Consider the following 23,885-nt stretch of genomic DNA (forward strand, 5'->3'; position numbering starts at 1 on the left):
TGCGGCTGCTCCTGAGTGCTTCTGTCAGGGAATTGAAGTAGGGCGCCCATGTCACACCCCCAGCTCATCGGCGAGGCGGCGCACAGCGGCGGCATATTGGTTCGGTGTTAAGCACTGCCGGCGCAGAGCTGCCTTGCGGAGCTCATAGACTTCCCATGCCGTTGATGGTGAATGGGAATTGCGCGATCCTGATGCTTTTGTCATAATCACCTCGTCATATTCCTTATCTATGCTTCGAAAGCCCCGGTTGCCCCCGGGGCTTTTTTATTGGCCTCGGTCAGTGCCAGGGCCGCCTCTTTGATCGCGTTCCCGAGCGGGCTGACTTCTGCTGCCATCTTCAGGACGCAGAAAGCCGTGGCCATGTCGCGCCATTTCATTCGGGATACCTTGGATTCATGCCACCCGGCCAACTCTGCGAACTTGCGGCCACTGAGTTGGGACAGCGAGATCAGGATGTTGGTCTCAGCGCGGTCTATGTCCTGCTGGGTGGGCTTGCTGTAACTTGCATGTTTCATGTGAAATAATCCTTTTCGTTGAAAAATCGAACGTAAGGCCACACTGGGCCTTGTCGGTTTTGTTGCCCTCCTGCATCAGGCTGGCGGCCAGGTTTTAAAAGAGCGGGGTGCCGGTTAGGCGGCCTTGAGTTCAGGCCAAATACTCAACCAGTCCTCTGGATGAAGGTGTTGACGGGTTACTACTCCAGCGCTGTGAGTCTCAATGAGCACTGATAGCGCCGCCCCCAAAACCTGATTCTTGCTTATCGCCTTGCGGAGATAGCCGACACTGGTTCCGCATCGGCAAGAGAAGTCACGTTGTTCATCCAGAGATAGCGAGTTCAAATAACTCCTCAGTTCATTCATATCTATCTCCTGTTTGATTCTCACAAAGCTTACCTGTGGGTAAGCATTCGGTCAATACCTGTGGGTTGTTTACCTGCTGGTATGCATTGGTAATCTTTGGCTATGGATAAATACGAGAGACGAAGACTGCGGTTGCTTAAGCTGCGGGACGAGCAATGCAACGGAAAGGTCGTTGATGTTGCCAGGAGGATAAGCCGAGAGCCCTCCTATGTGAGCCGGATGCTTTATCCGGAAGGTAAGGTTGGGCGCAAGCGAATAGCTGATGATATGGTCGAACTTATCGAAACCTCATTTGGGCTGTCTAGAGGTTGGATGGACGGCTTAAGCAAACATGACGATGGCTGTAGCCAGGTGGTTGGGTCAAAAACGTACCCACTTCTGGCAGCAGTTCAGGCTGGTTCCTTTACTACCGACATACACTCGTACACAGAAAAAGATGCCAAAGCGTGGATACCGACGACGAAAAAAGCAGGAGAGAGGTCTTTCTGGCTTGAGGTTGAAGGATCATCCATGACGGCTCCGGCTGGTATCAGGCCCAGCTTTCCAGAGGGGATGTTGATCTTGGTTGACCCGGATCAGGATGTAGGGGTAGGGGATTTTTGCATTGCCATGATGCATGGTAATGAATTCACGTTTAAACGGCTAATTCGTGATGGTGGTGCCAATTATCTGCAACCGCTAAACCCTCAGTTCCCATTGCTAACATGCGATGACAATTGCCGCATTGTTGGGAGGGTTATCATGTCGCAGTGGCCAGAAGAGACGTTTGGTTAATCTCTTAAGCGCCAAATTCCATAAAGGATGGCGCATAGGTTGGCGCAGGCGATAACCAGAGCCACGGTCGCTAAAACATCTGATAATGACATAAGGAAGACCCCGTGAGTGATAGTGAAGAGATGCAGTTAAGGACCTTTCCCATAGAGGTTAATTCTCCGGTCAGGACGCTTTTCGACCCAAAAACAGGGGAGTTACTGTTGGAATGCTTACATCCTCAATCGGGCGTTGTCGGGACGATTCAGTGGCAGATCCGATTTGACGTGCAGGCAACAGAGCAATTACTGTCTTCGCTCCCGACTCTGCAAAAAGAGTTCGGTGAGTTAATCGCATTACGAGCCAGCAAAGGTTTCTTGCAATAAATTCTTTCATTTTATCTCCTTAAGTTAATTGGTGATCTAATTTTAAAAATCTCCTGCGCAAGATCACTGATATTCCTGTTGGTCATATCTATTTAGCTCAAGATTTACATTAAAGAATATCATAACTACTTCCCTCTTTCTGTACTACCCTGTCTAACCCGCTTCGGCGGGTTTTCTGCTTTTAAGTTCCACAACCCCTCGCCACCCAAAAACTAAATTCCCTTAAAAAACAACTCAATGCGTCACCACATACAAAAAACTTACCCACAGGTATTGTTGTATTAATTACCCGTGGGTATAGTTATCGGCATCGAGACGCACCAAGGTCTCCCGCTCTTTAACAATGTGGTTCCTACCCGATGCGGGTAGGCCAAGCCAAGCAGGCTTTGGGGTGTGGCGAATGAGTGGAGCTAAGGGGCTTTGCCCTGGACTTAGAAGCTCACCGAGAGCGGCAGGGATTGAAATAGGCCCTGCACGCCACACCACCAAAGTCTGTTACTAGGGGAGGGGATATGAAGGAGTTAACTCCAGAGGAAATAGAAGCGTGGGATGGCTTATGTGAAAGCTATGACGAGATGGCTGAAGAGATTGAGCGGTCAGCCCCTAAATGCCACTTCAAGACCATGAGCCTTGAAGGTGATGAAGGTACTTGGGACGGAGCATGGTGGGAATGCGAAGTATGTGGTCACACCAAGCCATATCGGCTTTGAGGGGGTTGGTATGAACGCAAAACAGCGGTACCGCGCCAAGCGGTCAGCTCAATACCACGCCGAGCAGCGCGAGCGCCTGGCGGGAATGCAAGAGGAGTTGGGTTGCTCCAGTCGCGTAGCCAACGCGATCGGCGGCCCGGCACTTCGGAGGCAACACTCCGGCTCGATATGCTTGCCCGATGTGGCGCTGTATCAAGCGGGTCATCGTAAATCTGTGAATGTGACTGCGAGGTGATGGGATGGCTGAATCTGACTGGCCTGAGATTGTTGATTCGCCAGAAGACATAGCGGTAGTTGGCGAGGAGATATTGGTCTGGGATGGCTGTGACTGGCACATCGACTATGTCGAGGTTTGCCCCGAATACGGCCATCACTACATGGCAAACGGCACCGAAGTTGAGCAATGGATGCCGCTACCAGAACCAAAGCAAAAAGATTAACCACCACGGCGCCAAGGCGCCTTTTTAGTGCCCAACGAAAAGGAAAAGCACCATGCAACAGCTCTGCTTTGCTGGGTGGCCTGTTGCTGGCTGCCTTGAAGAATCCCAGTTATCCAAATCCATCGAGTGGCTCAAGCGGGCCGCTCGTCGCCTTTCTGACAGCCTGAGTGTGGGGGTTCCGGTATGAAGACAATCGCCAAGTTAGCAATGAGCGCAGATCGCCTCATTCAGGGTGTCGCTGACCAGTTCAACGGCAACGCGGCCCGGCGCCATGAAATGCGAATGCGCGCCATTGAGCTGGGTGACCAGCTACGCCGCCAGCGCTGGGCCAGAAAGCACGCCAAGTCCAATCAGGCTCTCGGCAAGGCTCCGCAAGGTCACCGGCTGATGCTGTCCCTGATGGCCAGCAATCATAGTCATTCTGTTTGAGGGGGTCACATGACCAGAGAGCACGTTCTTCTCGCCCTGCTCGAAAGCCGCGAAGCCGAGGCAAACGCCGAGGCTGAATGGATCGCCGAGTGGTGCGAGTCAAACCGCCCGCTGCTGCTGGCCGGGATGCTTGAAACTGACCCAGCAACCCTGCTGGGTGAGCTCGGTAGCGACCAGCACCGCCAATACAATCAGGCCATCTTGCTGATGATGCACGACGGCGACCATATGCCGCTGAAGCAGTTCATCCAGCAGGTGGTTGACGCTGGGCTGATCAAGTTGGCCCAGGCCGCCTGGAACGACCATGTGGCGGCTCTGCACGACGCCATGAGCGCCGAGCAATGGCAGCAATACCAGCACAGGAGCGCAGCATGAACGTATACGCTGTGATGACGAGAGATCTGCGCGTGATGCGTGTTATGCGAACGGAGCGCGGGGCCAAGAGGTACGCCACCAAGCGAGGCCATTGCACTGTGGGATTGATGGCATCAGCAAGCACCGTCAGCACGCTGTTTCGTAAGCAGCAGGTTTGGCATGGCATGACTCGCAGCAACGGCTCTGCTGTTACTGGGCTCGGGTGGGCAACCATAAGGCTGAACGTTCCAGCTCAAGTGAAGTTTGTTAGAGGGGCTGATTTGGCTGCAAAATTTTTCAATGGAAGTTCATCATGAACGCCGCCGTCGATACCAGCCAGGCCGTTCCTCATGGTCTGGTGCCGGGCCTCACCAATGAGCAATACCACTCAGGTGATGGCGTCAGCAAATCCCAGCTGGATGACGTGGCGGAGAGCGGGGCCACCTACATCTGGCGCAAAAGCGCGCCGGTTGATGAGGAAAAGCTCAAACCGCTGGATATGGGTACCGCCCTGCACTGCCTGCTGCTGGAGCCGGAAGAGTTCAAGGATCGATTCATCATCGCCCCTGAATTCAACCGCCGCACCAACGCCGGCAAGGAAGAAGAGAAGGAGTTTTTGGCCAACTGCGCCGAGCTGGGCAAGACCATCATCTCATTCGAGGACGACCGCAAATTGCAGCTGATGCGCGAAAGCGTGTTCGCCCACCCAGACGCCCGCTGGCTGCTGGAGCAGGACGGCATCTGCGAGGGGTCGCTCTACTGGACTGACAGAGAGACAGAGGAGCTCTGCCGGTGCCGGCCAGACAAGATGCTCACCAACCTCCCCATCCTCGCCGACGTGAAGAAGGTGGATGACATGGCCCGCTTTGAGCGCCACGTAGAGGAGTTCCGCTACCACGTCCAAGACGCCATGTATTCCGATGGCTACCGCGAGATTTACGGCGAGATGCCGGACTTCATATTCCTGGCTGTCAGCTCATCCATTGAGTGCGGCCGCTACCCGGTGCGTGTTCGCCCGCTGTCGCCTGAGTGGCGCAGTGAGGGATACGAGCTCTATCGCCGCGACCTTCACAAATTCCACGAGTGCCGGGTCAACAACGACTGGCACGACATGCAACCACTTATTCAGCCCGCATGGGCAAGGAGACGAGCGTGAGCAACGAAGTTGAAATCCTGCCTGTAGAGGGAAGCTCAGGCCACTTTTACTCTGTTATTTCCCCTCAACTTCGAAGTCAGGGTATAGAGGCTTTACTGCCGGCCGGTGTCACATTCGAGATGTTTGCTCGGGCTGCTGCCACGGCCATGTCTCAGAATGACCAACTGGCAAGGGCAGACAGCAAATCTGTAATTCAGTCTCTGATCCGCTGCGCAACCCATGGCCTGCTTCCTGATGGTCGCGAGGCTGCCATAGTCACCTTCTCAGAAAAGAAAACCCAATCCATAAAAGCCCAATACATCCCGATGGTGGATGGGGTTTTAAAACGAGCCAGGCAGAGCGGGCAGGTTGCTGTTATCGCTGCCAAGGCAGTCTTTGAAGGTGACGAGTTCGACTACTGGATGGATGAGAATGGCGAGCACATCAAATATCGACCAAATCTTACCCATCGCGGAGAGTTCAAACTGGCCTTCGCGTTTGCCAAGCTGAATAGCGGCGAGCTGATCGTGGAAGTGATGATCAAGGATGATGTAGAGCGGGTCAGAGCAGCAAGCAAGACTGGCAATAGCGATTACGGCCCTTGGTCTCAGTGGTACGACAGGATGGCGGTAAAGAGCGCCCTGCATCGCCTTGCTCGTCGCCTACCGTCTGCATCTGAGCTGATGAACCTTATCGAGTCAGGTGATGAGTTTGACTATGGACGCCAGAAAGAAAAACCGGTGGCACAGCCATCAGGAAACCGAACCCTCGACGCCATGCGTGAGCGGCAACTGGTGATTGAGGATGAACCACAGCCCGATCCGCAACAGGAAATGGATGCTGTCGATCCGGTTGACTACTCCAACGCCTACGCCGACCACTGCGCCGCCATCGAGGGGGCTGATACCATCGAATCACTCAAGAAGGCTTTTGCGGTAGCGTGGCGCTGGGCAGCTAGTACCGGCGTGGAAAGCATCATGAATGGCGTCAAGGAGATATACGACGCCCGCAATGACCTTCTCAGTAAATAGCTACCACTTCAACCCCACCAGCCCGCCGACCAGCGGGCTTTTTCAATCTAATAGGAACAATCATGACCGACACTACCGATTTCACCCCGACTATCGACCCCAGCAATACCACCGTTCAAGCAATGTTCGGAGCAGTCCTGCAGCAGAAAATTCAAAGCGGCGCACTGGAACTGGCGATCGGAAAGTACGCCGACAAGCTGATTGACGACTGCGCCCAATATGTTCTGCGCAGCTACGGCGATGTGGGCAAAGCAGTAAAAGATGCGCTGACCAAGGCCATCATGCCGCAAATCGACAGCATCGCCGACTTCCCCTGCTATCACGACTTTGTGACCAAGCGCCTGCGCATGGCAGCGACTGAGTTCTATGACCAGCGCCTGGCCGATGTGTTGGATAAGGAAATTAAGGAAATCATGAACGAACTGCCTGAAGAAATCACCTTGTCATGGCTGATCGATGTCGTTCGCAAATCAATCACCCAATACGGAGAGGGTGATCACGTTGATGAGGAGATGACGCTCATCATAGAAGAATCCTCCTGTGGGTATCGTCACATCCACATCGGCAAAGAAGCGGGGATGGACAGATACCGCTGCGAATACCAGATCGACATCGACAAAGAGGGTCGTATTTACTCCATGAAAATCGATGAGGATGACGTTAAACGCAAGAAGTGCGTTGGCCCATTCTACGGTGCTGAGCGCAAGCTGATGGCCGCCTACGCCATGAAGGCCAAGGTAACCCTGGATCTGGGAGAATACCCGCACAACTACGACCTCGTTATCGAGAGTTACGACGACTAACCGACCAAAGCCCGGCTCTTGCTGGGCTTTCGCTTTATAGGACCCCGAATAATGGCCACCGAACTGAACCCCAGCGCGGCGATCAGTCTTGCCCTGAACACTCAGCATGAACAGCACCAGGAGGCGGCATGAGAGACAAGCTCTACCACCACCGCGGCATGGTTCAAGATCGCAACGCAAAACCGCAACTCCAACAACGCCAGAAAAAACGCGATGAGATAGAGCGCCGCCAGCTGGCCAACCAACTCGGCATCGACCCCAAGGAGGTGCGCTGATGGCAGACATTCTCAAGTGCAGGCGATGCCGAAAGGTTCATGGCCGCTCAGACCTTATTGAGAAGCCCTCTCGTGGCGGATGGGCTCGCGTTCTCTGCTGCCCTAACTGCGGATGCAAAACCTTTACCGAAGTTAAGGAACAAGGCACCAAGGGGGTTGCATGAACATCGACATCCATAGCACCAGCCGCAAGTACCGAGTGATCTACGCTGACCCTGCGTGGCAATTCAAGTCGAAGAAGTCGGGCGGTTCGATGAAAAGCGGGGCCGCACAGGTGTACAGCGTCACCTCGATAGATGACATGAAGGCTCTGCCTGTGGCAAGGCTGGCAGACGATAACTGCATGTTGATTATGTGGTGGGTCGGCAGCATGCCACAAGAGGCTATTGACCTGTGCCAAGCCTGGGGGTTCCGAGCCATGACCATGACCGGATTTGTGTGGGAGAAGCGCACCACGAAGGACAAGCCCCACTTCGGTATGGGGTGGGCCACGCGGGCTGGTGCAGAGTGCGCCCTGATTGGCATCAAGGGCAAGGTTAGCAGCCTAGTCGTGGACAAGGCTGTGCGCTCGGTAATTCGCGCCAAGGTGGGTCGCCATAGCGAGAAGCCGAACGAGTTCTGCGAAGCCATAGAAAAACTGTGCGGCGATGTACCGCGCATTGAGCTTTTTGCTCGCCAAGCGGCCCTCGGATGGGACTACTGGGGCAACGAAGCACCATCACAGCCAGCACAATCTGCCGCCTGATATCTCCACCTAATTAACACCAATCTCTCACCACAAAGAAACAGTGGACAGCCACGCTGGGGCTTTGTGCTGCCAATTCTTCACGAGGATAGACACCATGTGGTTTAAAAACCTTCAAGTTTACCGTTTCACCCGCCCGTTTGATCTGACCGTTGAGCAGCTGGAAAGCCAGCTCGAATCCCTCGCCTTCACCCCATGCGGCAGCCAGGGCATGTCCCGTTTCGGCTGGACTCGCCCACTCGGAAAATTCGGCAGCACCCTGACTCATGCCGCCGCCGGCCACATCCTCATCTGCGCCCGCAAGGAGCAGAAGATGCTGCCCAGCGCGGTGGTCAAGGAACAGCTGGCCGAAAAGGTAGAAGCGATCGAATTCGAGCAGGGCCGAGCCCTCAAGAAGAAAGAGAAGGAGGCGCTGAAAGAGGAGCTGCTGCACACCCTGCTGCCCCGGGCGTTCAGCCGCACCGCCAACACCTACGCATGGATCAACCCGGCCGACGGCCTGCTGATAGTCGATGCCTCCAGCACCAAGAAGGCTGAGGACGTGCTGGCCCTGCTGCGCGAGTCCATCGGCAGCCTGCCGGTGGTTCCGGTGGCACTCAAGAACCCGCCCGAGATCACCATGACCGAGTGGCTGCAGGAGGGCAACCTGCCGGCCGCCTTCACTCTGGAGGATGAATCCGAGCTGCGCAGCGCCATGGAGCACGGCGGGATCGCCCGCTTCAAGCAGCAGGATCTGATGACCGATGAGGTGAAAAACCACCTCGCCAACGACAAGCTGGTCACCAAGCTGGCCCTCTGCTGGGGTGAGCGCCTCAGCTTCGTGCTGGGTGATGACCTCTCCATCAAGCGTCTGAAGTTCAGCGAGGACATGCGCGAGCAGAACGACGACATCGCCAGCGAGGATCCGGCAGCCCGCATGGACGCCGATTTTGCCCTGGTGACCGGCGAGCTGTCCCAGTTCATCCCGACCCTGTTTGCCGCCCTGGGCGGCGAGGAGGCACCACTATGACCAGTTTCTACAAAACCACCGATGCCAGCGTGCTGGCAGCCCACGCCACCTTTGAAGCTGCAAAGGATGCCCTGATCGAGAAAGCCAATGCGCTGGGCAAAGAGTTTGATGGCAAGCCGAAATTCTGCAGCGATGTAACCCGCTTCAAGTGCGCGCACCTGGTGCTGAACAACTACTCCCAGCGTGAAGATAAAGAGCTCTGGACCAAGCCTGACCAGAACTACCTGTCATCCCCACGCCGAGGGAAGGTGAAGGGAAAGACCAAGGAGCAAAAGGAACTGCAGGATCGCTACTGGGAAATGTTTCCGGAGTCAGTGGAAGCGGATCCGCTTTACAAGTCCATGGGGCTGAACTGGGGAGAGCTGCTGTTTGGCGGCGGCTTCACCATGTTTGCCCACGATGGCGCGATATACCTGCGCACCGGCGCCAAGGTCGGCCCGATGATGACCGAGATCCTGGGCAGCGAATTCAACGCTGCTGAGCAGAACCTGAGACAGGAGAAGGCAGCATGAAGCTAGACAACCTCATCTATTTGCTCGACACCATTGCCAGTACAGAGGCTGGAGATATCGATAACGATGCCTTTGATGTGCTTTGGGAAGATGAGCGTGGTCTCGAAGGCTGGACTGAAGAGTCCATCACCGCAGTAGCTCAACAGGCCGCTTTAACTCTGACAGCGCAGGCTGGACGGATACGTGCTCTGCGTTCGCTGGTACAGCGTATGGCAACCAACCTCACCCAGGCAGGAGAGGTAGCAGAGGCTGACTCCATGAATCCCATCAAGGCGTGGCTGGCGGATGCTGACAACGCCTTGCAGGAGTTCACCACCAACTTGCCATCAGCAGAATTCCTCTGCGTGGCAGAGCAACTGATCGACATCCACCCGTTCCTCTATGTCGAGCTGAGCCGCACCAGAACCACAGACTGGATGGCGTGGCTGCGCACCAAGTCAAAAGAGAGCGAAGGCGTGCTGCTGGCAAGCGGGCAAGGCACAACTCCTGACGAAGCATGCAGATTCGCTTTGGCACAACTGAAAGAGAAGAAGGAAGGTGCAGCATGAGCGAATACACCAAGGGCCTGCTGCGAGTTGGGAAGGGGCACGCAGTTGTGGCAGATCACCCTGTACCTGAAATGAGCGGCAGCGATGCGCTCGATTACTACGGCGGCCACATGGTCGCCGAGTCCGTCACTGCAGCTAACGCCCGCCGCATCATCGCCTGCTGGAACGCCTGCATCGGGCTTTCCACCGACGACTTGGAGAAAAATGGGCTGGCATCAGCTTTTGGTAACCAACTGCTGCTGGCAGATCAAAAGATCAACACCCTACTTGAGGCGCTGAATGGCGTTATGGGTGTGATGAACAACAGCGAAGGCGTGGTCGGCTGGCACAGGAACGGCGATATCGCCACCTGGGGCGAGGTTCTGCCGGAAGTGGCCGCAGCCCTCGAATTTGCGGAAGGAGAGCAATCGTGAAGCGATACGACCTTGAGCTGACCGCCACAGGGCCGGTCATGGAAGAACGACAGGAGGGGTGTTTTGTCCCATTTTCCGAAATTAGCGGACTGGCCGATACAGTCGTAAGGATGGGCGATCGCTGTACGTTGCTGTCAGACCTGTTGCGGGAACTGCGAGACGGCATTGAGGGAGAATGGTGCTTCCCAGGTGATCTGGCCGAGCGCATCGACGCCGCCCTGGCCGGCAAGCTGCCGGAGCATGCTGTGTCAGTAACCGAAACCATCCGCACCGCACCGGAGCGCATCTGGTTGCAGGTCGGCGATCAGGAGCACTACCACAGCGAACCATTCCCGCGCGATACCAGCGAGGTGAGCTGGTGCGCCGACTCCGTGGTTGGCTGCGAGGTTCAGTATGTGCGGGCGGATTTGATGGAAAGCGTGCCGGAAGGTTGGCATGTCGTGCCAGAAGACCCTACTTATGATATGCGATGGGCTGGGGCAGCTGTCCAGGTAAAGACGCATCAGAGTGAGGTAGAGTGGATGGGCGACATATGGCGCGCCATGATTTCCTTCGCCCCGAGGTGGGATATCCAGAAATGGCATGAGCCAATCAGATACGAAGTGCCGGAAGGTTGGAGGATGGTTCCAGTTGAAGTTGTAACTCCAACACTTAGCTGGCCGATAGAGGTGGGTGTCTCTGCTTTTAGTAAAGCGGAGAAAGCGGGGTGTAGCCTTGAAGACTGCGTTCAGGATTCCCTCAGCGCCATGCTCGCCGCCGCCCCCAAGCCGGAGGGTTAATCATGACCCACCGCTACTACGAGCAGGACTTCAGCCCATGGTGGTTCCTGCTCGCTCCAATCGCATGGGTGATTCTCCTAACGCTGGCCTTCGGGCCAGTTTTGTTTGGTGGCCACTATGAGCCAAAGGTGCGCCACCCGGTGCGAGTTCCAATGGACATTCCCATCTGCTACCAGGTGGATGGTCTTCCGGACGGGTACTGCGACCAAGTTATCGCAGGTCGGAAATAGCCCAGCCATATCAGTTATGCCCCGGCCAGCCTGGGGTTTTTATTTCAAGGACTTACCATGGCAAAAATCTACATCGCAGGCCCAATGAAGGGCTTGCCCAACTTCAACCGCGACGCTTTCAATCAGGAAGCGCAGCGCCTGCTTGGCCTGGGGCATGTGGCACTCAACCCAGCAATCCTACCGGACGGCCTTGAGCAGCATGAGTACATGGCAATCTGCATCGAAATGGTCAAGATGGCCGATCAGCTGGTGATGCTTCCTCACTGGGAGCGAAGTGCTGGAGCCACCGCAGAGCACGCTCTGGCCATCAAGCTCGGCAAGCCGGTGATCCTGACCTCAATACAACATGGGGACGCTGCATGACCAAACAACAGGCAGCCGGGATCGCAATCCTGGCGCTCAACATCTTGGCCGTCATAGTGGCGGTAACTGCTATCGGGGGATGATATGGAAGACGATTTGACATGGCTGGTGCGCGAGACTAGGGGGGAGTGGTTGGACGGCGACACCGGAATCGCAAGATCAGGCAACATGGCGCTCTCAGCAGAGCACTATGTGCAGGTTGATGATGGCTGTCGCTGGTTCACCAAGGAGGAGTACCTGGCCCGCCGCTCCGAGCTGCAGAACAAGCCGGTCACAGTGACCAACGAGACCGTGCCGATGGACAAGCCTGTAGCTGTGGCCGGAACAGGCAATGCTTCCGCAGCCGAGTCATCCGTCACTGCCTGCCTGACCGAGGGAACTGAAAATACCGAAGACATGATAGAGCGTATCTACTGGGAGTTTGACTCGGTTAGAGCCAAGAAGTTGAACCCTGAACGAGACATCTTCAAGCGCTTCGTGCGTAGTGCCATGATGCATATTGGCCCAGCAGAAAAGCTGCTCAGGCTACTCACAACGAGTCCAGACAACTTTACCGCCGAAGATCTCGCCGATCTGCACCAGCTCTGCGACACCGAGCTCACTAAGCGTGACGCTGCTGTGTGTGGCGGGCAGAAGTACCTGGACGCTCACTGGTTCGAGCGCGGGGAGCTGCCGCCAGTGGGGACGCAGTGTGAGGCCATATCAGAACCTGATATGGATTGGTTGGAAGTTGAGGTTATTGCTCACAGAGATGGTTTTGCCATCGTCTGGTGTAGCGATGAGAAATGTGGCGCCAATTGCGATGACCCGAAGCACTTCCGCCCAATCCGCACCGAGCGCTAGAAGGCGATCGAAGAGATGATGGGCAGTGTTATGGCAGTGATAAATCGTGGTCTGCAGCGTCGCCTTTGTGAAGACCTCTATGACGCAGGCTACCGCAAGCAGGAGGGTGTATGAGCAATATGGTAGAGGTGAAAACTGCCGAGCTGGTTGGACCGGCGTTGGATTGGGCGGTGGCTAACGTAGAGGCGATGCCAGTGAAGCATGACCCAATGGGATTTGGCCGCACGGAAAATGGCGGATTCTGGGTGTGGGGGGATTCGATATCCGGCCCGATGCTGAAGATCGGATCTGCAAGCAAGCTAGGTTATAGCCCGTCCACTAACTGGGAGCTGGGCGGCCCGCTGAGAGACAAGTACGACGTGGGCATTGAGCCTGGAGTGCCAGATGGCCTTCCCTACGCATATGTGCCTGGCCGAGAAATTGATGGCTCTCGCGGGGAAACCGCACTAATCGCCCTCTGTCGCGCCATTGTAGCCGCGAAGCTGGGCGACGTGGTGCAGGTGCCGGCTGAGCTGGCTGGGGAGGTTTGAACATGTGCAACTGCCAAACAATGGCGCGCGACCTGTCCGAAACGCATGATGGACGCTTCCCGCCAAGTATTCACGCACCGAAGTGTGAGGACTTCAAGCAATTGGAGTTCGCCTGCGTCAGGTTCAATAACGCCAGTTTTATCGTGCCAGCAGATGAGCGGGACGGGGTATGTGAGAACCTGGATGATCCATATCAGGTGGAAACCGTGATGCTCACTCAAGACCAGTTCGACAAGCTGCCAGAGTGGGAGGCGTGATGGAAAACAGGATAATCGACACGGCCACCGCCGCCGAGATGCTGCAGGTGTCGCCACGAGTGGCGGCTAGGCTCATCGCCACAGGGAAGATAGCCGGCAGAAAGGCGGGGAGAGGGTTCCGCACCACCACGGCCGCCCTGCTTGCATACATCGAAGGTGGAGGACAAACTGAGCCCGCGAGCGCGGGTGATCGAAATGGGGACACTAAATGTCAATCATCCAGCGAAACGGGATCTGGCACTGTCATTTCTTTACCCCGTCAGGCAAGAGAGTTAGGCGCTCTCTTGGGACGGAGGACAAACGGCAAGCGCAAGAGCTGCACGACAGGCTGAAGGCTGAAGCCTGGCGAGTAGATTCCCTCAATGAAAAGCCGGTGCGCACATTCGAAGAGTGCTGCATTCGGTGGTTAAACGAGAAGGGCCATAAACGCGCCATCGACGACGACAAGACCAAGATCGAGTTCTTCCTTCAGCACTTCTCTGGTAGAGGCATTGGCACCATCACGGCGGATGAGGTTTATGCCGCCGTGGCCAAGATGTCCAACCGCAAGTTGCAGCAGGTGTGGGAGAGCAAGGTTGAAGCAGCCAAGAGAAAGGGCGGCCAGCCGCCCAAGTTCAAGCCTGAGCCTGTCAGCCAAGGCACCAAAAACAAGTACCTTGCTTTCATGCGATCGCTTTTCAGGATCGCGGTGAGCGAATGGCATTGGCTGGAGGTGGCGCCATCAATCAAGACCAAGCCGGTAGCCAATAAGCGGATCCGGTGGCTGACAAGAGAGGAGGCGGCCAGGCTGGTCGAGTGCATGCCTGAGACGTTCAGGCCGGTGGTGGTGTTCGCATTATCAACCGGCCTGCGCCGGTCCAACATATTGGATCTGGAATGGTCACAGGTTGACATGCAGAGAAAGGTGGCCTGGATCAATCCAGAAAACGCGAAGGGAGGTAAAGCGATAGGGGTGGCGCTCAACGACACGTCGTGCCGTGTGTTGCGCGATCAGATAGGTAGGCACTCAAGATGGGTGTTCGTTCACACAAAGCCAGGGAACAGGCCTGATGGCACAAAGACGGAAGCGGTTCGCAAGATGCGGGTCGATGACAACCGATCCTGGGCGGCTGGGTTGAAAAAGGCTGGGATAGAGGACTTCCGCTTTCACGACCTCCGGCATACCTGGGCCAGTTGGTTGATCCAGTCGGGAGTGCCTCTATCCGCCTTGCAGGAGATGGGCGGGTGGGAATGCATAGAGATGGTCCGGAGGTATGCACACCTCGCACCGAACCACCTCACCGAGCATGCCCGCAAAATCGACCTGCTTTTGGACATTCACGACACAAAAACGACACAAGGAGAAAATCACACGGTGGTGAAAATCGCCTAAGTTATTGATATTAAATGGTGCCGGTAAGGGGAATCGAACTCCTGACAAACGCATTACGAATGCGCTGCTCTACCAACTGAGCTATACCGGCGTGACACTAGATTCCCGAAAACAGTGGATCAAGTCAATGAGTCCTTCTTCTTTTTATGAATAGGCTCATGGAGTTAGCGTCGAGATCAGAGATCGGCGAACTCCGGGATATGGGCGCGGCCGCGGCTCTCGAGAAAATCGAGCAGGGCGCGGGGAGAGCGCGCCAGGATCCTGTCCTCGGGGAAGTTTGCCTCGGTCACCAGCCGATGACAGTGCTCGAAATCCCCCAGGCTGAACGCCACGTGGGAGTCGGAGCCGAAGGTGAGATAGGCCCCCAGATCTCGCGCGGCTTCGACGATGGCGCGGCAGTTGCTCTCGCTACCCGGACGGGAATGGCTGAAGGAGGAGTTGTTGAGCTCCAGCGCCACTCGGTATTCCGCGGCGGCCTTGACCACGGCCTGGATGTCGATGGGGAAGGCGGGGTTGCCTGGGTGGCTTATCATGTCGACCCGACCGCTCCTGATGGCGTTGATCATGGCTTGGGTATGGGTTGCCTGATCGCAGGGGGGGAATACGGGCTCATGGAAGCCCGCCATTATCATGTCGAGCCGCGATTCGTAACGTTCGGGGAAGTCGATCTCGCCATCAATGTTCTTGATGTTGGCTTCGATGCCACGCAGTATGCCGACCCCGTCGATCACCCGCGGCAGCACATGCAGATTGACGAAGTGCCAGAAGTGAGGGGCATCGGCCATGTCGGGGCCGTGATCCGTGGTGGCGAACAGCTTGATCCCCTTGGCTCTGGCGATGGGCAAATAGTCGTGAATGGTGCTGTAAGCGTGGGTGCTGGCGACGGTATGGGTGTGGGTATCGACCGTATACTTCATCTTCTCTCCCCTTCTGGCGTGAGGCGCCAGCATAGCAAAGGCGGCGGGTCGAGACCATGTTGTGGCTTGTCATACTTTGTCACAAATTGCGGGGGCGTTGACAAAGTTTGAACACGCTTGGCCGCCATGATGGATGAATCGATGAAAGCCTGAACTCGCATCGATGGGTTGGATCAGGATGGTGCAACCTCTTTTCCCCGCCGTCGCTCCCAGCGACGGTTTTTTTTGCTCGCGTATCAGCATCAGCACCAACACCAACAGGGCAAAAAAATGCCCAACTAGCATGGAGCAGGTTGGGCGAGACTTAATGTTTAATTGCAGTGGCATAGATATAGAGTGTTGTTTGTCAGCTAAGTTCCCACCTTGTTCCCCATTTTTAGCAAAAACATTCCACTAACACCTGTTCACATTCTCTTGACATAAAAGGTTGTGAAACGTACTTTTTAAACATTCGTTTAAGTGAGGTGTCCTGTGAGTAAAATCGATACCAAAAATCGTATTCTCGATGCCGCCGAGGTGTTGTTTGCCGAACGGGGGTTCGCAGATACCTCTTTGCGTCTGATCACCAGCGAGGCCGATGTCAATCTGGCGTCGGTCAACTACCACTTCGGTTCCAAGAAGGAGCTGATCCAGGCGGTGCTCGATCGCTACCTGAGCCTGTTCATGCCTGAGCTGGATGCGCGTCTGAATACCCTGATGGAGCAGGAGCAGCTGACCCTGTTGCAACTGTTTGAAAGCTTTGTCGAACCGCTGATGAAACTCTCGGCGGTGCGCGCCAACGGCCCGGCCATCTTCATGCAGCTGCTGGGACGCGGCTATATCGACAGCCAGGGCCACCTGCGCCGCTTTATCACCGCCCACTACGGCCCCATTCTGATGCGGATCACCCAGGCGATCTCCAAGGCCAATCCGGCCCTGTCGCCGGCGGATCTCTTCTGGCGCCTGCACTTCACCCTGGGCACAGTCGTGTTCACCATGGCCTCCGCCGATGCGCTACGCGACATCGCCCTGGCCGACTTTGGCCAGCAGCTCGATGTGGAAGGGCTGGTGCGCAACGTTATTCCTTATCTGGCGTCCGGAGTCGGGGCGCCCGTGGAGTCGACCAGGCTCTCCCTGGCCGTGTAACAACCAACAACCAACAACAAATCAACGGAAACAGTGAAATAGAAGGAACTTCGGTATGATCACATTGCTTGTCCTGCTGGTGCTGGCGATAGCCGTTGTGCTCGGCGTGCCCTCCATCCGTAAAAAGGTGGTAACCCGTCCTGTGTTTGGCATTTTCAAAAAGATACTGCCGCCCTTGTCAGCTACCGAGCGGGAGGCCATGGAAGCCGGCTCCGTCTGGTGGGATGGCGAGTTGTTTCGCGGCAACCCCGACTGGAAAAAACTGCACGGTTACGGCAAGGCCGAACTGAGCGCCGAAGAGCAGGCCTTTATCGACAATCAAGTCGAAACCCTGCTCGCCATGGTTGATGACTTCAAGATCGTCAACGAAACCAAAGACCTGCCGGAGCCGGTGTGGGACTATCTGAAGAAGGAAGGCTTCTTCTCCCTGATCATCCCGAAATCCTACGGCGGCCGTGAATTCTCGGCGATTGCCAACTCCACCATAGTCACCCGCATCGCCACCAAGAGCCTGAGCGTAGCGGTGACCGTCATGGTGCCGAACTCCCTTGGCCCGGGCGAGCTGCTGATGCACTACGGCACCCAGGCCCAGAAAGATTTCTGGCTGCCGGGGCTGGCCAACGGCAAAGAGGTGCCCTGCTTCGCCCTGACCGGGCCGGAAGCGGGCTCAGATGCAGGCGCTATTCCTGACAAGGGGATCGTCTGCAAGGGGATGCACAAGGGTGAAGAGGTGTTGGGCATTCGCCTCAACTGGAACAAGCGCTACATCACCCTGGCGCCCCGCGCCACCGTGCTGGGACTGGCGTTCAAACTCTATGACCCTGAAAAACTGCTGGGTGACAAGGAAGAGCTGGGCATCACCTGCGCGCTCATCCCCACCAGCCACCCGGGCGTGCGCGTGGGCGATCGCCACTACCCCATGGGTCTGGCGTTCCTGAACGGCCCGACCTTCGGCAAGGATGTGTTCATTCCGCTCGACTGGATCATCGGCGGCCCGGATTACGCCGGTCGCGGCTGGCGCATGCTGGTCGAATGCCTCTCCGCCGGTCGCGGCATCTCGTTGCCAGCCCTTGGCACCGCCTGTGGTCACATGGCGAGCCGCACCGTGGGTGCTTACTCCTACGTGCGCAAGCAGTTCGGCATGTCCATCGGCAAGTTTGAAGGGGTGCAAGAGGCGCTGGCTCGCATCGGCGGCCTCACCTATCAGCTGGAAGGGGCCCGTCGCATGACCGCCGGCTCCTTGGACTTGGGTCAGGCACCGGCCATCGTCACCGCGATTTCCAAGTACCACATGACCGAAATGGCGCGCCAGATCATGGATGACTCCATGGATATCCACGCCGGTCGCGCCATTCAGCTGGGTCCGAAGAACTACACCGGCTACGCCTACATGGGCATTCCGGTCGCCATCACGGTGGAAGGGGCCAACATCCTGACCCGTAACCTGATGATCTTCGGGCAAGGGGCCACCCGCTGCCACCCGTACGTGTTTGCCGAGCTGGAAGCAGCCGCCGACACCGACGTGGAGCGCGGTCTCGAGAAGTTTGATGCCCTGCTGCTGAAGCATATCGCCTTCGGTACCGGCAACTTCTTCGGCGCCCTGTTCCAGGGGCTGACCCTGGGTCAGTTCAACGGCGCCCCCGTAGGGGGCGAGACCGCCCGTTACTACAAGCAGCTCTCTCGCATGAGTAAAGGGCTGGCGCTGTGTGCCGACGTCTCCATGCTGATGCTGGGTGGCGATCTCAAGCGCAAGGAGATGATCTCTGCCCGTCTGGGCGACGTGCTGAGCCACCTCTATCTGGCCTCCGCCACCCTCAAACACTACGAGGATCAGGGCCGTATGGTCTCCGATCTGCCGTTCGTGCAGTACGCGGTGGAGCGTAACCTCTATCTGATCGGCAAGGCGTTCGAGGGCTTCTTCCAGAACTTCCCGAACAAGGTGGTGGGTGCTGTGCTCAAGCGTGTGGTGTTCCCGTTCGGCGTGGGTTACCAGATGCCGGCGGACGATCGCTGCCACGCCATCTGTCTGGCCATGATGACGCCGGGCGAGTTTCGCGACCGTCTGACTGCGCTGTGCTACGTGGGCAAGGATGACGCGGATCCGGTCGGTCTGATGGATCGCGCCTTCCTGGCCATGGTGGCGGTACAGCCCATTGAGAAAAAGCTGGTGCAGGCCCAGAAAGAGGGCAAGCTTCCCCGCAAGATGGCCCTGCCCGAGCTGGTCGCGGCTGCCCTGTCCCAATCCATCCTGAGCAAGGATGAGGCCGACAAGCTGCTGGCCGCCGATGCTCTGCGCTACGAGGCGATCCAGGTCGACAACTTCGCTCCTGGCGAGCTGGAAGGTTTGTCCCAGCAGGCTCCTGTGGTGCACGCTGCCTGAAATAGCTTCGCAGACTGAACCTGAAACCGGCCGAGATGGCCGGTTTTTTTGTTTGTTTACCATGCAGTTATAACCGTGATGAAGGCCGGCGCAATGCAATCGCCCCCCCCCTTGGGGCAGGAGGCAAGGCCAATGGAATGGCCGATCACAACAACTCAGGAAGCGTGAATGAATCTCGCCAAAACGGCGATCCAGGGCCCACCAGGAGGGCTGTCTCGATCGTGTGGATTGCCTGTTCAGTATCCGGGGGCAGCCCATCCAGCAGTTTTCCGGTATAGACAGCCCGATCCTCAACATCTCGGTGGATTGGCGCGGGTCTACCAGCGGTATGTTGCCAAGATCAGGCTGACGGGAGAGGGGAACCCGGTATTGCACATCCAGAATGGCGATACCGCCAGTGCGCTCCCGATCTTCCAGCCGGCAAGGCGCTGACAATGAAGCAGGTGCCGGTGACTGTGCTGTTTGGCGACAGCCAGCAGGTAGCGGTGAGCGGGGCGCTCAAGCTGGGGGACAGGGTGGTGGTGCGCGGTGCCGGCAGCTTGCGCCATGGTGACAAGGTCGAACTGTTTCGCTGTTGACACCGCTGTTTCACCATAAAAAACGGCTCCCGCGGGAGCCGTTTTTGTTGCAGCCAGCTGGTCGATTACTCGACCATCATTACCTTGCAGGTGTTGGTACTGCCGACGGTTTCCATCTTGTCGCCATGGGTCAGCAACACCATGTCGCCACTTTGCACCAGCCCCTTGGCTTTGAGCACATCCAGCGCCTCGCGGCACACTTCGTAGACCGGCTTGGTCTCGTCGCCGTCGAACAGCACTGGCGTGACGCCACGGTAGAGGTTGGTCCAGGCCAGGGTCTTGTTGTGCGGTGACATGGCGAAGATCGGCAGGCCGGAGCTGATGCGGGACATCAGCAGCGGGGTGGTGCCGGATTCGGTCAGTGCCACGATCGCCTTGACCCCTTCCAGGTGGTTGGCTGCGTACATGGTCGACATGGCGACCGCCTCTTCTACCGAGGTGAAGGTGTAGCTCATGCGGTGGTTGGAGACGTTCAGGCTCGGATGCTTTTCGGCGCCCACGCAGACGCTGGCCATGGAGGTGACTGTCTCGATGGGGAACTGGCCGGCGGCGGTCTCGGCGGAGAGCATCACGGCATCGGTACCATCCAGCACGGCGTTGGCCACGTCCATCACTTCGGCGCGGGTCGGCAGCGGGGCGTTGATCATGGACTCCATCATCTGGGTCGCGGTGATGACTACGCGGTTCAGACGACGGGAGTGACGAATGAGCTTCTTCTGCACGCCAACCAGCTCGGGATCGCCGATCTCGACGCCCAGATCGCCACGGGCCACCATGACGGCATCGGAGCCGAGGATGATGTCTTCCATCGCCTCGTCGGTGGCGACGGTTTCGGCGCGCTCGACCTTGGCCACTATCTTGGCGTTGGAGCCGGCCTCGCGGGCCAGTTCGCGGGCGTAGCGCAGGTCATCGCCACAGCGGGGGAAGGAGACTGCCAGGTAGTCCACGTTCATCAGGGCGGCTGTCTTGATGTCTTCCTTGTCCTTCTCGGTCAGGGCCGGGGCGGAGAGACCGCCACCTTTCTTGTTGATGCCCTTGTTGTTGGAGAGGGGGCCCGCGACTGTCACTGTGGTATGAATGCGGGTGCCTTCGACCTGTTCCACTTTCAGCTGCACGCGACCATCGTCCAGCAGCAGAATATCGCCGGCGATCACGTCATCGGGCAGGCTCTTGTAGTCGATGCCGACCTGTTCCTGACAGCCTTCGCCCTTGCCGAGCGCCGCATCGAGAATGAACTTGTCGCCGATGGCCAGATAGACCTTGCCATCCTTGAAGGTGGAAACGCGGATCTTGGGGCCCTGCAGGTCACCCATGATGGCGACGTGACGGCCGAGTCTGGCGGCGATGTCGCGCACCTGGTTGGCGCGCAGGATATGGTCTTCAGCGGTGCCGTGGGAGAAGTTCATCCGCACCATGTCGGCGCCGGCACGGATGATTCCCTCGAGGATCCCCTCGCGATCGGTGGCCGGACCGAGTGTGGTTACAATCTTTGTACGTCTTGGCATGAAAGACTCCAGTTTGAAGTTGATATGACTTGAAATACTGCCCCGTCAAGCGCATGGCCCATTGCACCCGCTTGCAAGCCATCTGGGTGGCTTTTGTTACTAAATTACAATACTACACCAAGGAGGGTGGCATAGACAGCCGGGGGCCAGGGCCCCCGCTCGTCAGGAAGAGTGGGGGGTATCAAAGCGGGATTCGCGCAAACCTTCTTTGACTTTCTTCAGGTTTTCGCGAAATTTCATGCCACGGCGCAGGGTAAAACCGGTTGCCAGCACGTCTACCAGGGCCAGCTGGGCGATGCGTGACGCCATCGGCATGTAGACATCGGTATCTTCCGGCACATCCATGGAGAGCACCAGGTTGCATTCGCGGGCCAGCGGGGAATCCTTGGCGGTCATGCCGATGACGGTGGCGTCGTTCTCGCGGGCCAGCGCGGCGATCTCCACCAGCGCCTTGGTGCGGCCTGTGTGGGAGATAAGCACCACCACGTCCCCTTCGCTGCTGTTGATGCAGCTCATGCGCATCATGACGATGTCATCGAAGCTCACCACCGGGATGTTGAAGCGGAAGAACTTGTTCTGGGCGTCGCGGGCGACGGCGGAGGAGGCGCCCAGACCAAAGAAGCTGATCTTCTTGGACTGGGTCAGGATATCGACGCAGCGATTGATGGCGGAGATATCCAGGCTGTTCTTGGCGGCATCCAGACAGGCCATGGTGGATTCGAAGATCTTGGCGGTATAGGTATCCGGCCCGTCGTCCGCTTCCACGTGGCGGTTCACATAAGGGGTGCCGTTGGCCAGGCTCTGGGCCAGATGCAGTTTGAAGTCGGGAAAGCCTTTGGTATCGAGACGGCGGCAGAAACGGTTGACGGTCGGTTCACTGACGTCAGCCATCTTGGCGAGGGTGGCGATACTGGAGTGAATGGCCGTCTGCGGGGAGGCCAGAATGACCTCGGCAACTTTACGCTCTGATTTACTGAAACTTTCCAAATTATTAGTAATTTTATCAAGGGTATTCATCATCACCACCAGGCATTTTTGTAATTTAGCTTCAGTGTCTTTGCACTAAATTCACGGCTAAGCAGGTTTCCAATCAACTTGATGACTATACAAGACAAGCTCTTATCGAAACTAATCTCGGCCCTGCAAAGTATGACTCATGTCTAATTATTTCGTATTTTTGGTTACAAACTTCCACCCATCCCGTGAAAGCGCTTACAAATGTTGCAAAGCAACAACACTGTGAGCGGGCGCACACTTGCATCCATCAAACGCACAGCGGGGGGAGGGGCTCGGGTAGAATTGTTGCCAAATAATAATTGCGGGACGGTAAGGGCCGCCCCGACCCAAGTAACGAAGGAGTTGTTTTATGCAGCATACCCATGCGCTGGTCGGCGACGTAGGCGGCACCAATGCGCGGCTGGCCCTGTGCGAGCTGGCGACCGGCACCATTTCCCGGGCCAAGACCTATTCCGGGCTGGCCCACCCCAGTCTCGAGGCCGTGGTGCGCCTCTATCTGGATGAGCATCAGGTGCAGGTGAGCCAGGCCTGTATCGCCATCGCCTGCCCCATCAAGGGCGACTGGGTCGCCATGACCAACCACAGCTGGGAGTTCTCCATCAGCGAGATGCAGGCCAATCTGGGCCTGACCCGCTTGCAGGTGATCAACGACTTTACTGCGGTCTCCATGGCGGTGCCCGTGCTGGCGGATACCGATCGTCTCCAGCTGGGGGGCGGTGCGCCCGTGGCCGGCAAACCCATCGCCATCTATGGCGCAGGCACAGGCCTGGGTGTGGCCCACCTGGTACAGGCGGGTGAGCAGTGGCTGAGCCTGCCGGGCGAGGGTGGTCACGTGGATTTTGCCGCCAACAGCGAAGAAGAGGATGCGGTGCTGCAGGTGATGCGCGCCGAGCTGGGTCATGTCTCGGCCGAGCGGCTGCTCTCCGGGCCCGGTCTGGTCAACATCTATCGCGGTCTGGTGAAGTCCGATGGCCGCGAGCCAGAAGCCCTCGCCCCCAAAGACATCACAGAGCGGGCGCTGGCGGGCGAATGCCTGGATTGCCGTCGCACCTTGAGCCTGTTCTGCGTGCTGATGGGGCGCTTTGCCGGCAACCTGGCGCTCAACCTGGGCACCTTCGGCGGCGTCTATATCGCAGGCGGAATAGTGCCGCGTTTCCTGGAGTTCTTCATCGGCTCGGGCTTTCGGGTGGCGTTCGAAGACAAGGGGCGTTTCAAGTCCTATCTGAAGGATATTCCCGTCTTTCTCATCACCCACGAGGGGCCGGGTCTGCTCGGTGCCGGTGCCTATCTGCGCCAGTCGCTGGGCATCAAGCTGTAGGCCGAAACAGGGGCGGCATGCCAATCATCCCATGGTTCAGCCTTGATTCAGTGACCATGGGATAGAGTGACAACACGTGCTCAAGAGGCCAGGGCCCCATAAGGAATTGGGACTTGTCTTCATCCGCTGGGTGCGTTTGTCACCTGACAAGCCTGAACTGTTTCACCGGCCCTTGTGGCCGGTTTTTTTTATCTTCTGATCTCCTTCCTGCTTCCAGATTGTCGCTTCCCCATGTGTCATGTGATCTCGCGGGATCGGGGCTGTGTCGGCT

33 protein-coding genes, 1 tRNA gene and 1 pseudogene are annotated in these 23,885 nt (G+C 57.2%); 29 read left to right on the forward strand and 6 right to left on the reverse strand.

Going from position 1 to position 23,885, the window contains the following annotated elements:
- Nucleotides 1–227 precede the first annotated feature (227 nt).
- Nucleotides 228–515, reverse strand: a complete 288-nt coding sequence (locus tag BN1128_RS22200; protein WP_042872931.1) for a CII family transcriptional regulator — start codon at nt 513–515, stop codon at nt 228–230.
- 114 nt (nt 516–629) lie between these two features.
- Complete coding sequence (locus BN1128_RS22205; RefSeq protein ID WP_042872934.1) at nt 630–860, reverse strand: hypothetical protein; 231 nt, start codon at nt 858–860, stop codon at nt 630–632.
- Between the two features lie 219 nt (nt 861–1,079).
- Between BN1128_RS22205 and BN1128_RS22210 the strand changes: the two genes are divergently transcribed.
- The 25 genes from BN1128_RS22210 to BN1128_RS22315 all read left to right on the forward strand — a co-directional run bounded on the left by BN1128_RS22210 (nt 1,080) and on the right by BN1128_RS22315 (nt 14,774).
- Entirely contained in the window at nt 1,080–1,634 is a 555-nt protein-coding gene (locus BN1128_RS22210) for a LexA family protein (protein ID WP_052445548.1), read from the forward strand.
- 104 nt (nt 1,635–1,738) lie between these two features.
- Nucleotides 1,739–1,996, forward strand: coding sequence for a hypothetical protein (locus tag BN1128_RS22215; protein ID WP_042872936.1), 258 nt, complete (start codon nt 1,739–1,741; stop codon nt 1,994–1,996).
- A 512-nt stretch (nt 1,997–2,508) separates the two neighbouring features.
- On the forward strand, nt 2,509–2,706 hold the full coding sequence (locus BN1128_RS25695) for a hypothetical protein (RefSeq protein ID WP_156140627.1): 198 nt from the start codon (nt 2,509–2,511) through the stop codon (nt 2,704–2,706).
- Between the two features lie 10 nt (nt 2,707–2,716).
- Complete coding sequence (locus BN1128_RS26645; RefSeq protein WP_042872998.1) at nt 2,717–2,941, forward strand: transcriptional antitermination N peptide; 225 nt, start codon at nt 2,717–2,719, stop codon at nt 2,939–2,941.
- 4 nt (nt 2,942–2,945) lie between these two features.
- On the forward strand, nt 2,946–3,146 hold the full coding sequence (locus BN1128_RS22225) for a hypothetical protein (RefSeq protein ID WP_042872938.1): 201 nt from the start codon (nt 2,946–2,948) through the stop codon (nt 3,144–3,146).
- A gap of 52 nt (nt 3,147–3,198) precedes the next feature.
- On the forward strand, nt 3,199–3,333 hold the full coding sequence (locus tag BN1128_RS26610; RefSeq protein WP_156140629.1) for a protease FtsH-inhibitory lysogeny factor CIII: 135 nt from the start codon (nt 3,199–3,201) through the stop codon (nt 3,331–3,333).
- Entirely contained in the window at nt 3,330–3,575 is a 246-nt protein-coding gene (locus BN1128_RS22230; RefSeq protein ID WP_156140631.1) for a hypothetical protein, read from the forward strand. Before BN1128_RS26610 ends, BN1128_RS22230 begins: the two co-directional genes overlap by 4 nt.
- A 9-nt stretch (nt 3,576–3,584) precedes the next feature.
- Nucleotides 3,585–3,950, forward strand: coding sequence for a hypothetical protein (locus BN1128_RS22235; RefSeq protein ID WP_042872941.1), 366 nt, complete (start codon nt 3,585–3,587; stop codon nt 3,948–3,950).
- Nucleotides 3,947–4,246: a hypothetical protein gene (locus BN1128_RS22240; protein WP_042872943.1), complete on the forward strand. Its 300-nt coding sequence runs from the start codon at nt 3,947–3,949 to the stop codon at nt 4,244–4,246. Before BN1128_RS22235 ends, BN1128_RS22240 begins: the two co-directional genes overlap by 4 nt.
- Complete coding sequence (locus BN1128_RS22245; RefSeq protein WP_042872946.1) at nt 4,243–5,085, forward strand: PD-(D/E)XK nuclease-like domain-containing protein; 843 nt, start codon at nt 4,243–4,245, stop codon at nt 5,083–5,085. The genes BN1128_RS22240 and BN1128_RS22245 overlap by 4 nt, the downstream gene beginning before the upstream one ends.
- Complete coding sequence (locus BN1128_RS22250; RefSeq protein WP_052445550.1) at nt 5,082–6,095, forward strand: recombinase RecT; 1,014 nt, start codon at nt 5,082–5,084, stop codon at nt 6,093–6,095. Before BN1128_RS22245 ends, BN1128_RS22250 begins: the two co-directional genes overlap by 4 nt.
- Nucleotides 6,096–6,157: 62 nt before the next feature.
- Nucleotides 6,158–6,898 (forward strand): hypothetical protein, encoded by a 741-nt coding sequence (locus BN1128_RS22255; protein ID WP_042872950.1) that lies wholly within the window; start codon nt 6,158–6,160, stop codon nt 6,896–6,898.
- 128 nt (nt 6,899–7,026) lie between these two features.
- Nucleotides 7,027–7,173 (forward strand): hypothetical protein, encoded by a 147-nt coding sequence (locus BN1128_RS25975; protein ID WP_167335826.1) that lies wholly within the window; start codon nt 7,027–7,029, stop codon nt 7,171–7,173.
- A 160-nt stretch (nt 7,174–7,333) separates the two neighbouring features.
- Nucleotides 7,334–7,918, forward strand: a complete 585-nt coding sequence (locus BN1128_RS22260; RefSeq protein WP_042872952.1) for an MT-A70 family methyltransferase — start codon at nt 7,334–7,336, stop codon at nt 7,916–7,918.
- Between the two features lie 97 nt (nt 7,919–8,015).
- Nucleotides 8,016–8,927, forward strand: a complete 912-nt coding sequence (gene rdgC / locus BN1128_RS22265) for a recombination-associated protein RdgC (RefSeq protein WP_042872954.1) — start codon at nt 8,016–8,018, stop codon at nt 8,925–8,927.
- Nucleotides 8,924–9,439 carry a hypothetical protein gene (locus BN1128_RS22270; RefSeq protein ID WP_042872956.1) on the forward strand — a complete coding sequence of 172 codons (516 nt, stop codon included), beginning with the start codon at nt 8,924–8,926 and terminating at the stop codon, nt 9,437–9,439. The genes rdgC and BN1128_RS22270 overlap by 4 nt, the downstream gene beginning before the upstream one ends.
- Nucleotides 9,436–9,987 (forward strand): hypothetical protein, encoded by a 552-nt coding sequence (locus tag BN1128_RS22275; RefSeq protein ID WP_042872958.1) that lies wholly within the window; start codon nt 9,436–9,438, stop codon nt 9,985–9,987. Before BN1128_RS22270 ends, BN1128_RS22275 begins: the two co-directional genes overlap by 4 nt.
- Complete coding sequence (locus tag BN1128_RS22280) at nt 9,984–10,400, forward strand: hypothetical protein (RefSeq protein WP_042872960.1); 417 nt, start codon at nt 9,984–9,986, stop codon at nt 10,398–10,400. The genes BN1128_RS22275 and BN1128_RS22280 overlap by 4 nt, the downstream gene beginning before the upstream one ends.
- The gene (locus tag BN1128_RS22285) at nt 10,397–11,179 is read left to right on the forward strand and encodes a hypothetical protein (RefSeq protein ID WP_042872961.1); all 783 of its coding nucleotides are present in this window, start codon (nt 10,397–10,399) and stop codon (nt 11,177–11,179) included. The genes BN1128_RS22280 and BN1128_RS22285 overlap by 4 nt, the downstream gene beginning before the upstream one ends.
- A 287-nt stretch (nt 11,180–11,466) precedes the next feature.
- The gene (locus BN1128_RS22295) at nt 11,467–11,772 is read left to right on the forward strand and encodes a DUF4406 domain-containing protein (RefSeq protein ID WP_042872966.1); all 306 of its coding nucleotides are present in this window, start codon (nt 11,467–11,469) and stop codon (nt 11,770–11,772) included.
- 84 nt (nt 11,773–11,856) lie between these two features.
- Nucleotides 11,857–12,615, forward strand: coding sequence for a hypothetical protein (locus tag BN1128_RS22300; protein ID WP_042872967.1), 759 nt, complete (start codon nt 11,857–11,859; stop codon nt 12,613–12,615).
- A 110-nt stretch (nt 12,616–12,725) separates the two neighbouring features.
- The gene (locus tag BN1128_RS22305; RefSeq protein ID WP_042872970.1) at nt 12,726–13,145 is read left to right on the forward strand and encodes a phage protein NinX family protein; all 420 of its coding nucleotides are present in this window, start codon (nt 12,726–12,728) and stop codon (nt 13,143–13,145) included.
- 2 nt (nt 13,146–13,147) lie between these two features.
- Nucleotides 13,148–13,402, forward strand: a complete 255-nt coding sequence (locus BN1128_RS22310) for a hypothetical protein (protein WP_042872972.1) — start codon at nt 13,148–13,150, stop codon at nt 13,400–13,402.
- Nucleotides 13,402–13,734: a helix-turn-helix domain-containing protein gene (locus BN1128_RS26615; protein WP_420864946.1), complete on the forward strand. Its 333-nt coding sequence runs from the start codon at nt 13,402–13,404 to the stop codon at nt 13,732–13,734. Before BN1128_RS22310 ends, BN1128_RS26615 begins: the two co-directional genes overlap by 1 nt.
- The gene (locus tag BN1128_RS22315; RefSeq protein ID WP_420864948.1) at nt 13,617–14,774 is read left to right on the forward strand and encodes a tyrosine-type recombinase/integrase; all 1,158 of its coding nucleotides are present in this window, start codon (nt 13,617–13,619) and stop codon (nt 14,772–14,774) included. The genes BN1128_RS26615 and BN1128_RS22315 overlap by 118 nt, the downstream gene beginning before the upstream one ends.
- Before the next feature lie 15 nt (nt 14,775–14,789).
- Here BN1128_RS22315 and BN1128_RS22320 read toward each other — a convergent pair.
- Nucleotides 14,790–14,865: transfer RNA gene (locus BN1128_RS22320), tRNA-Thr, on the reverse strand.
- Nucleotides 14,866–14,950: 85 nt separating this feature from the next.
- Nucleotides 14,951–15,691 carry a phosphatase gene (locus BN1128_RS22325; RefSeq protein ID WP_042872976.1) on the reverse strand — a complete coding sequence of 247 codons (741 nt, stop codon included), beginning with the start codon at nt 15,689–15,691 and terminating at the stop codon, nt 14,951–14,953.
- A 471-nt stretch (nt 15,692–16,162) separates the two neighbouring features.
- On the opposite strand from BN1128_RS22325, the gene psrA reads away from it, so the two are divergent.
- The 3 genes and pseudogenes from psrA to BN1128_RS25705 all read left to right on the forward strand — a co-directional run.
- The gene (psrA, locus tag BN1128_RS22330) at nt 16,163–16,816 is read left to right on the forward strand and encodes a TetR family transcriptional repressor PsrA (protein WP_042038599.1); all 654 of its coding nucleotides are present in this window, start codon (nt 16,163–16,165) and stop codon (nt 16,814–16,816) included.
- Between the two features lie 55 nt (nt 16,817–16,871).
- A complete protein-coding gene (locus tag BN1128_RS22335; RefSeq protein WP_042872978.1) occupies nt 16,872–19,196 on the forward strand; it encodes an acyl-CoA dehydrogenase in 2,325 nt (774 codons plus the stop codon).
- A gap of 437 nt (nt 19,197–19,633) precedes the next feature.
- Nucleotides 19,634–19,774 (forward strand): annotated as a pseudogene (locus BN1128_RS25705) (efflux RND transporter periplasmic adaptor subunit); the annotation flags it as partial.
- Between the two features lie 65 nt (nt 19,775–19,839).
- Here BN1128_RS25705 and pyk read toward each other — a convergent pair.
- Both pyk and BN1128_RS22350 read right to left on the reverse strand, forming a co-directional pair.
- Complete coding sequence (gene pyk / locus BN1128_RS22345; protein WP_042872982.1) at nt 19,840–21,279, reverse strand: pyruvate kinase; 1,440 nt, start codon at nt 21,277–21,279, stop codon at nt 19,840–19,842.
- A 162-nt stretch (nt 21,280–21,441) separates the two neighbouring features.
- Entirely contained in the window at nt 21,442–22,296 is an 855-nt protein-coding gene (locus BN1128_RS22350; RefSeq protein WP_165576240.1) for a MurR/RpiR family transcriptional regulator, read from the reverse strand.
- 349 nt (nt 22,297–22,645) lie between these two features.
- Here BN1128_RS22350 and glk point away from each other — a divergent pair, with 349 nt between their 5' ends.
- Nucleotides 22,646–23,614 carry a glucokinase gene (gene glk / locus BN1128_RS22355; protein ID WP_042872987.1) on the forward strand — a complete coding sequence of 323 codons (969 nt, stop codon included), beginning with the start codon at nt 22,646–22,648 and terminating at the stop codon, nt 23,612–23,614.
- Nucleotides 23,615–23,885 lie beyond the last annotated feature (271 nt).

The sequence above is a fragment of the Aeromonas piscicola genome, from assembly GCF_000820005.1.
In the GTDB taxonomy this organism is placed as follows: Bacteria; Pseudomonadota; Gammaproteobacteria; order Enterobacterales; family Aeromonadaceae; genus Aeromonas; species Aeromonas piscicola.

Excerpts from the sequence above, each read along its gene's own strand:
- BN1128_RS22200 (WP_042872931.1), bottom strand. The coding sequence starts at position 515 with ATGAAACATGCAAGTTACAGCAAGCCCACCCAGCAGGACATAGACCGC.
- BN1128_RS22205 (WP_042872934.1), bottom strand. The coding sequence starts at position 860 with ATGAATGAACTGAGGAGTTATTTGAACTCGCTATCTCTGGATGAACAA.
- BN1128_RS22210 (WP_052445548.1), top strand. The coding sequence starts at position 1,080 with ATGCTTTATCCGGAAGGTAAGGTTGGGCGCAAGCGAATAGCTGATGAT.
- BN1128_RS25695 (WP_156140627.1), top strand. The coding sequence starts at position 2,509 with ATGAAGGAGTTAACTCCAGAGGAAATAGAAGCGTGGGATGGCTTATGT.
- BN1128_RS26645 (WP_042872998.1), top strand. The coding sequence starts at position 2,717 with ATGAACGCAAAACAGCGGTACCGCGCCAAGCGGTCAGCTCAATACCAC.
- BN1128_RS22225 (WP_042872938.1), top strand. The coding sequence starts at position 2,946 with ATGGCTGAATCTGACTGGCCTGAGATTGTTGATTCGCCAGAAGACATA.
- BN1128_RS26610 (WP_156140629.1), top strand. The coding sequence starts at position 3,199 with ATGCAACAGCTCTGCTTTGCTGGGTGGCCTGTTGCTGGCTGCCTTGAA.
- BN1128_RS22230 (WP_156140631.1), top strand. The coding sequence starts at position 3,330 with ATGAAGACAATCGCCAAGTTAGCAATGAGCGCAGATCGCCTCATTCAG.
- BN1128_RS22235 (WP_042872941.1), top strand. The coding sequence starts at position 3,585 with ATGACCAGAGAGCACGTTCTTCTCGCCCTGCTCGAAAGCCGCGAAGCC.
- BN1128_RS22240 (WP_042872943.1), top strand. The coding sequence starts at position 3,947 with ATGAACGTATACGCTGTGATGACGAGAGATCTGCGCGTGATGCGTGTT.
- BN1128_RS22245 (WP_042872946.1), top strand. The coding sequence starts at position 4,243 with ATGAACGCCGCCGTCGATACCAGCCAGGCCGTTCCTCATGGTCTGGTG.
- BN1128_RS22255 (WP_042872950.1), top strand. The coding sequence starts at position 6,158 with ATGACCGACACTACCGATTTCACCCCGACTATCGACCCCAGCAATACC.
- BN1128_RS25975 (WP_167335826.1), top strand. The coding sequence starts at position 7,027 with ATGAGAGACAAGCTCTACCACCACCGCGGCATGGTTCAAGATCGCAAC.
- BN1128_RS22260 (WP_042872952.1), top strand. The coding sequence starts at position 7,334 with ATGAACATCGACATCCATAGCACCAGCCGCAAGTACCGAGTGATCTAC.
- rdgC (WP_042872954.1), top strand. The coding sequence starts at position 8,016 with ATGTGGTTTAAAAACCTTCAAGTTTACCGTTTCACCCGCCCGTTTGAT.
- BN1128_RS22270 (WP_042872956.1), top strand. The coding sequence starts at position 8,924 with ATGACCAGTTTCTACAAAACCACCGATGCCAGCGTGCTGGCAGCCCAC.
- BN1128_RS22275 (WP_042872958.1), top strand. The coding sequence starts at position 9,436 with ATGAAGCTAGACAACCTCATCTATTTGCTCGACACCATTGCCAGTACA.
- BN1128_RS22280 (WP_042872960.1), top strand. The coding sequence starts at position 9,984 with ATGAGCGAATACACCAAGGGCCTGCTGCGAGTTGGGAAGGGGCACGCA.
- BN1128_RS22295 (WP_042872966.1), top strand. The coding sequence starts at position 11,467 with ATGGCAAAAATCTACATCGCAGGCCCAATGAAGGGCTTGCCCAACTTC.
- BN1128_RS22300 (WP_042872967.1), top strand. The coding sequence starts at position 11,857 with ATGGAAGACGATTTGACATGGCTGGTGCGCGAGACTAGGGGGGAGTGG.
- BN1128_RS22305 (WP_042872970.1), top strand. The coding sequence starts at position 12,726 with ATGAGCAATATGGTAGAGGTGAAAACTGCCGAGCTGGTTGGACCGGCG.
- BN1128_RS22310 (WP_042872972.1), top strand. The coding sequence starts at position 13,148 with ATGTGCAACTGCCAAACAATGGCGCGCGACCTGTCCGAAACGCATGAT.
- BN1128_RS26615 (WP_420864946.1), top strand. The coding sequence starts at position 13,402 with ATGGAAAACAGGATAATCGACACGGCCACCGCCGCCGAGATGCTGCAG.
- BN1128_RS22325 (WP_042872976.1), bottom strand. The coding sequence starts at position 15,691 with ATGAAGTATACGGTCGATACCCACACCCATACCGTCGCCAGCACCCAC.
- BN1128_RS22335 (WP_042872978.1), top strand. The coding sequence starts at position 16,872 with ATGATCACATTGCTTGTCCTGCTGGTGCTGGCGATAGCCGTTGTGCTC.
- pyk (WP_042872982.1), bottom strand. The coding sequence starts at position 21,279 with ATGCCAAGACGTACAAAGATTGTAACCACACTCGGTCCGGCCACCGAT.
- BN1128_RS22350 (WP_165576240.1), bottom strand. The coding sequence starts at position 22,296 with ATGAATACCCTTGATAAAATTACTAATAATTTGGAAAGTTTCAGTAAA.
- glk (WP_042872987.1), top strand. The coding sequence starts at position 22,646 with ATGCAGCATACCCATGCGCTGGTCGGCGACGTAGGCGGCACCAATGCG.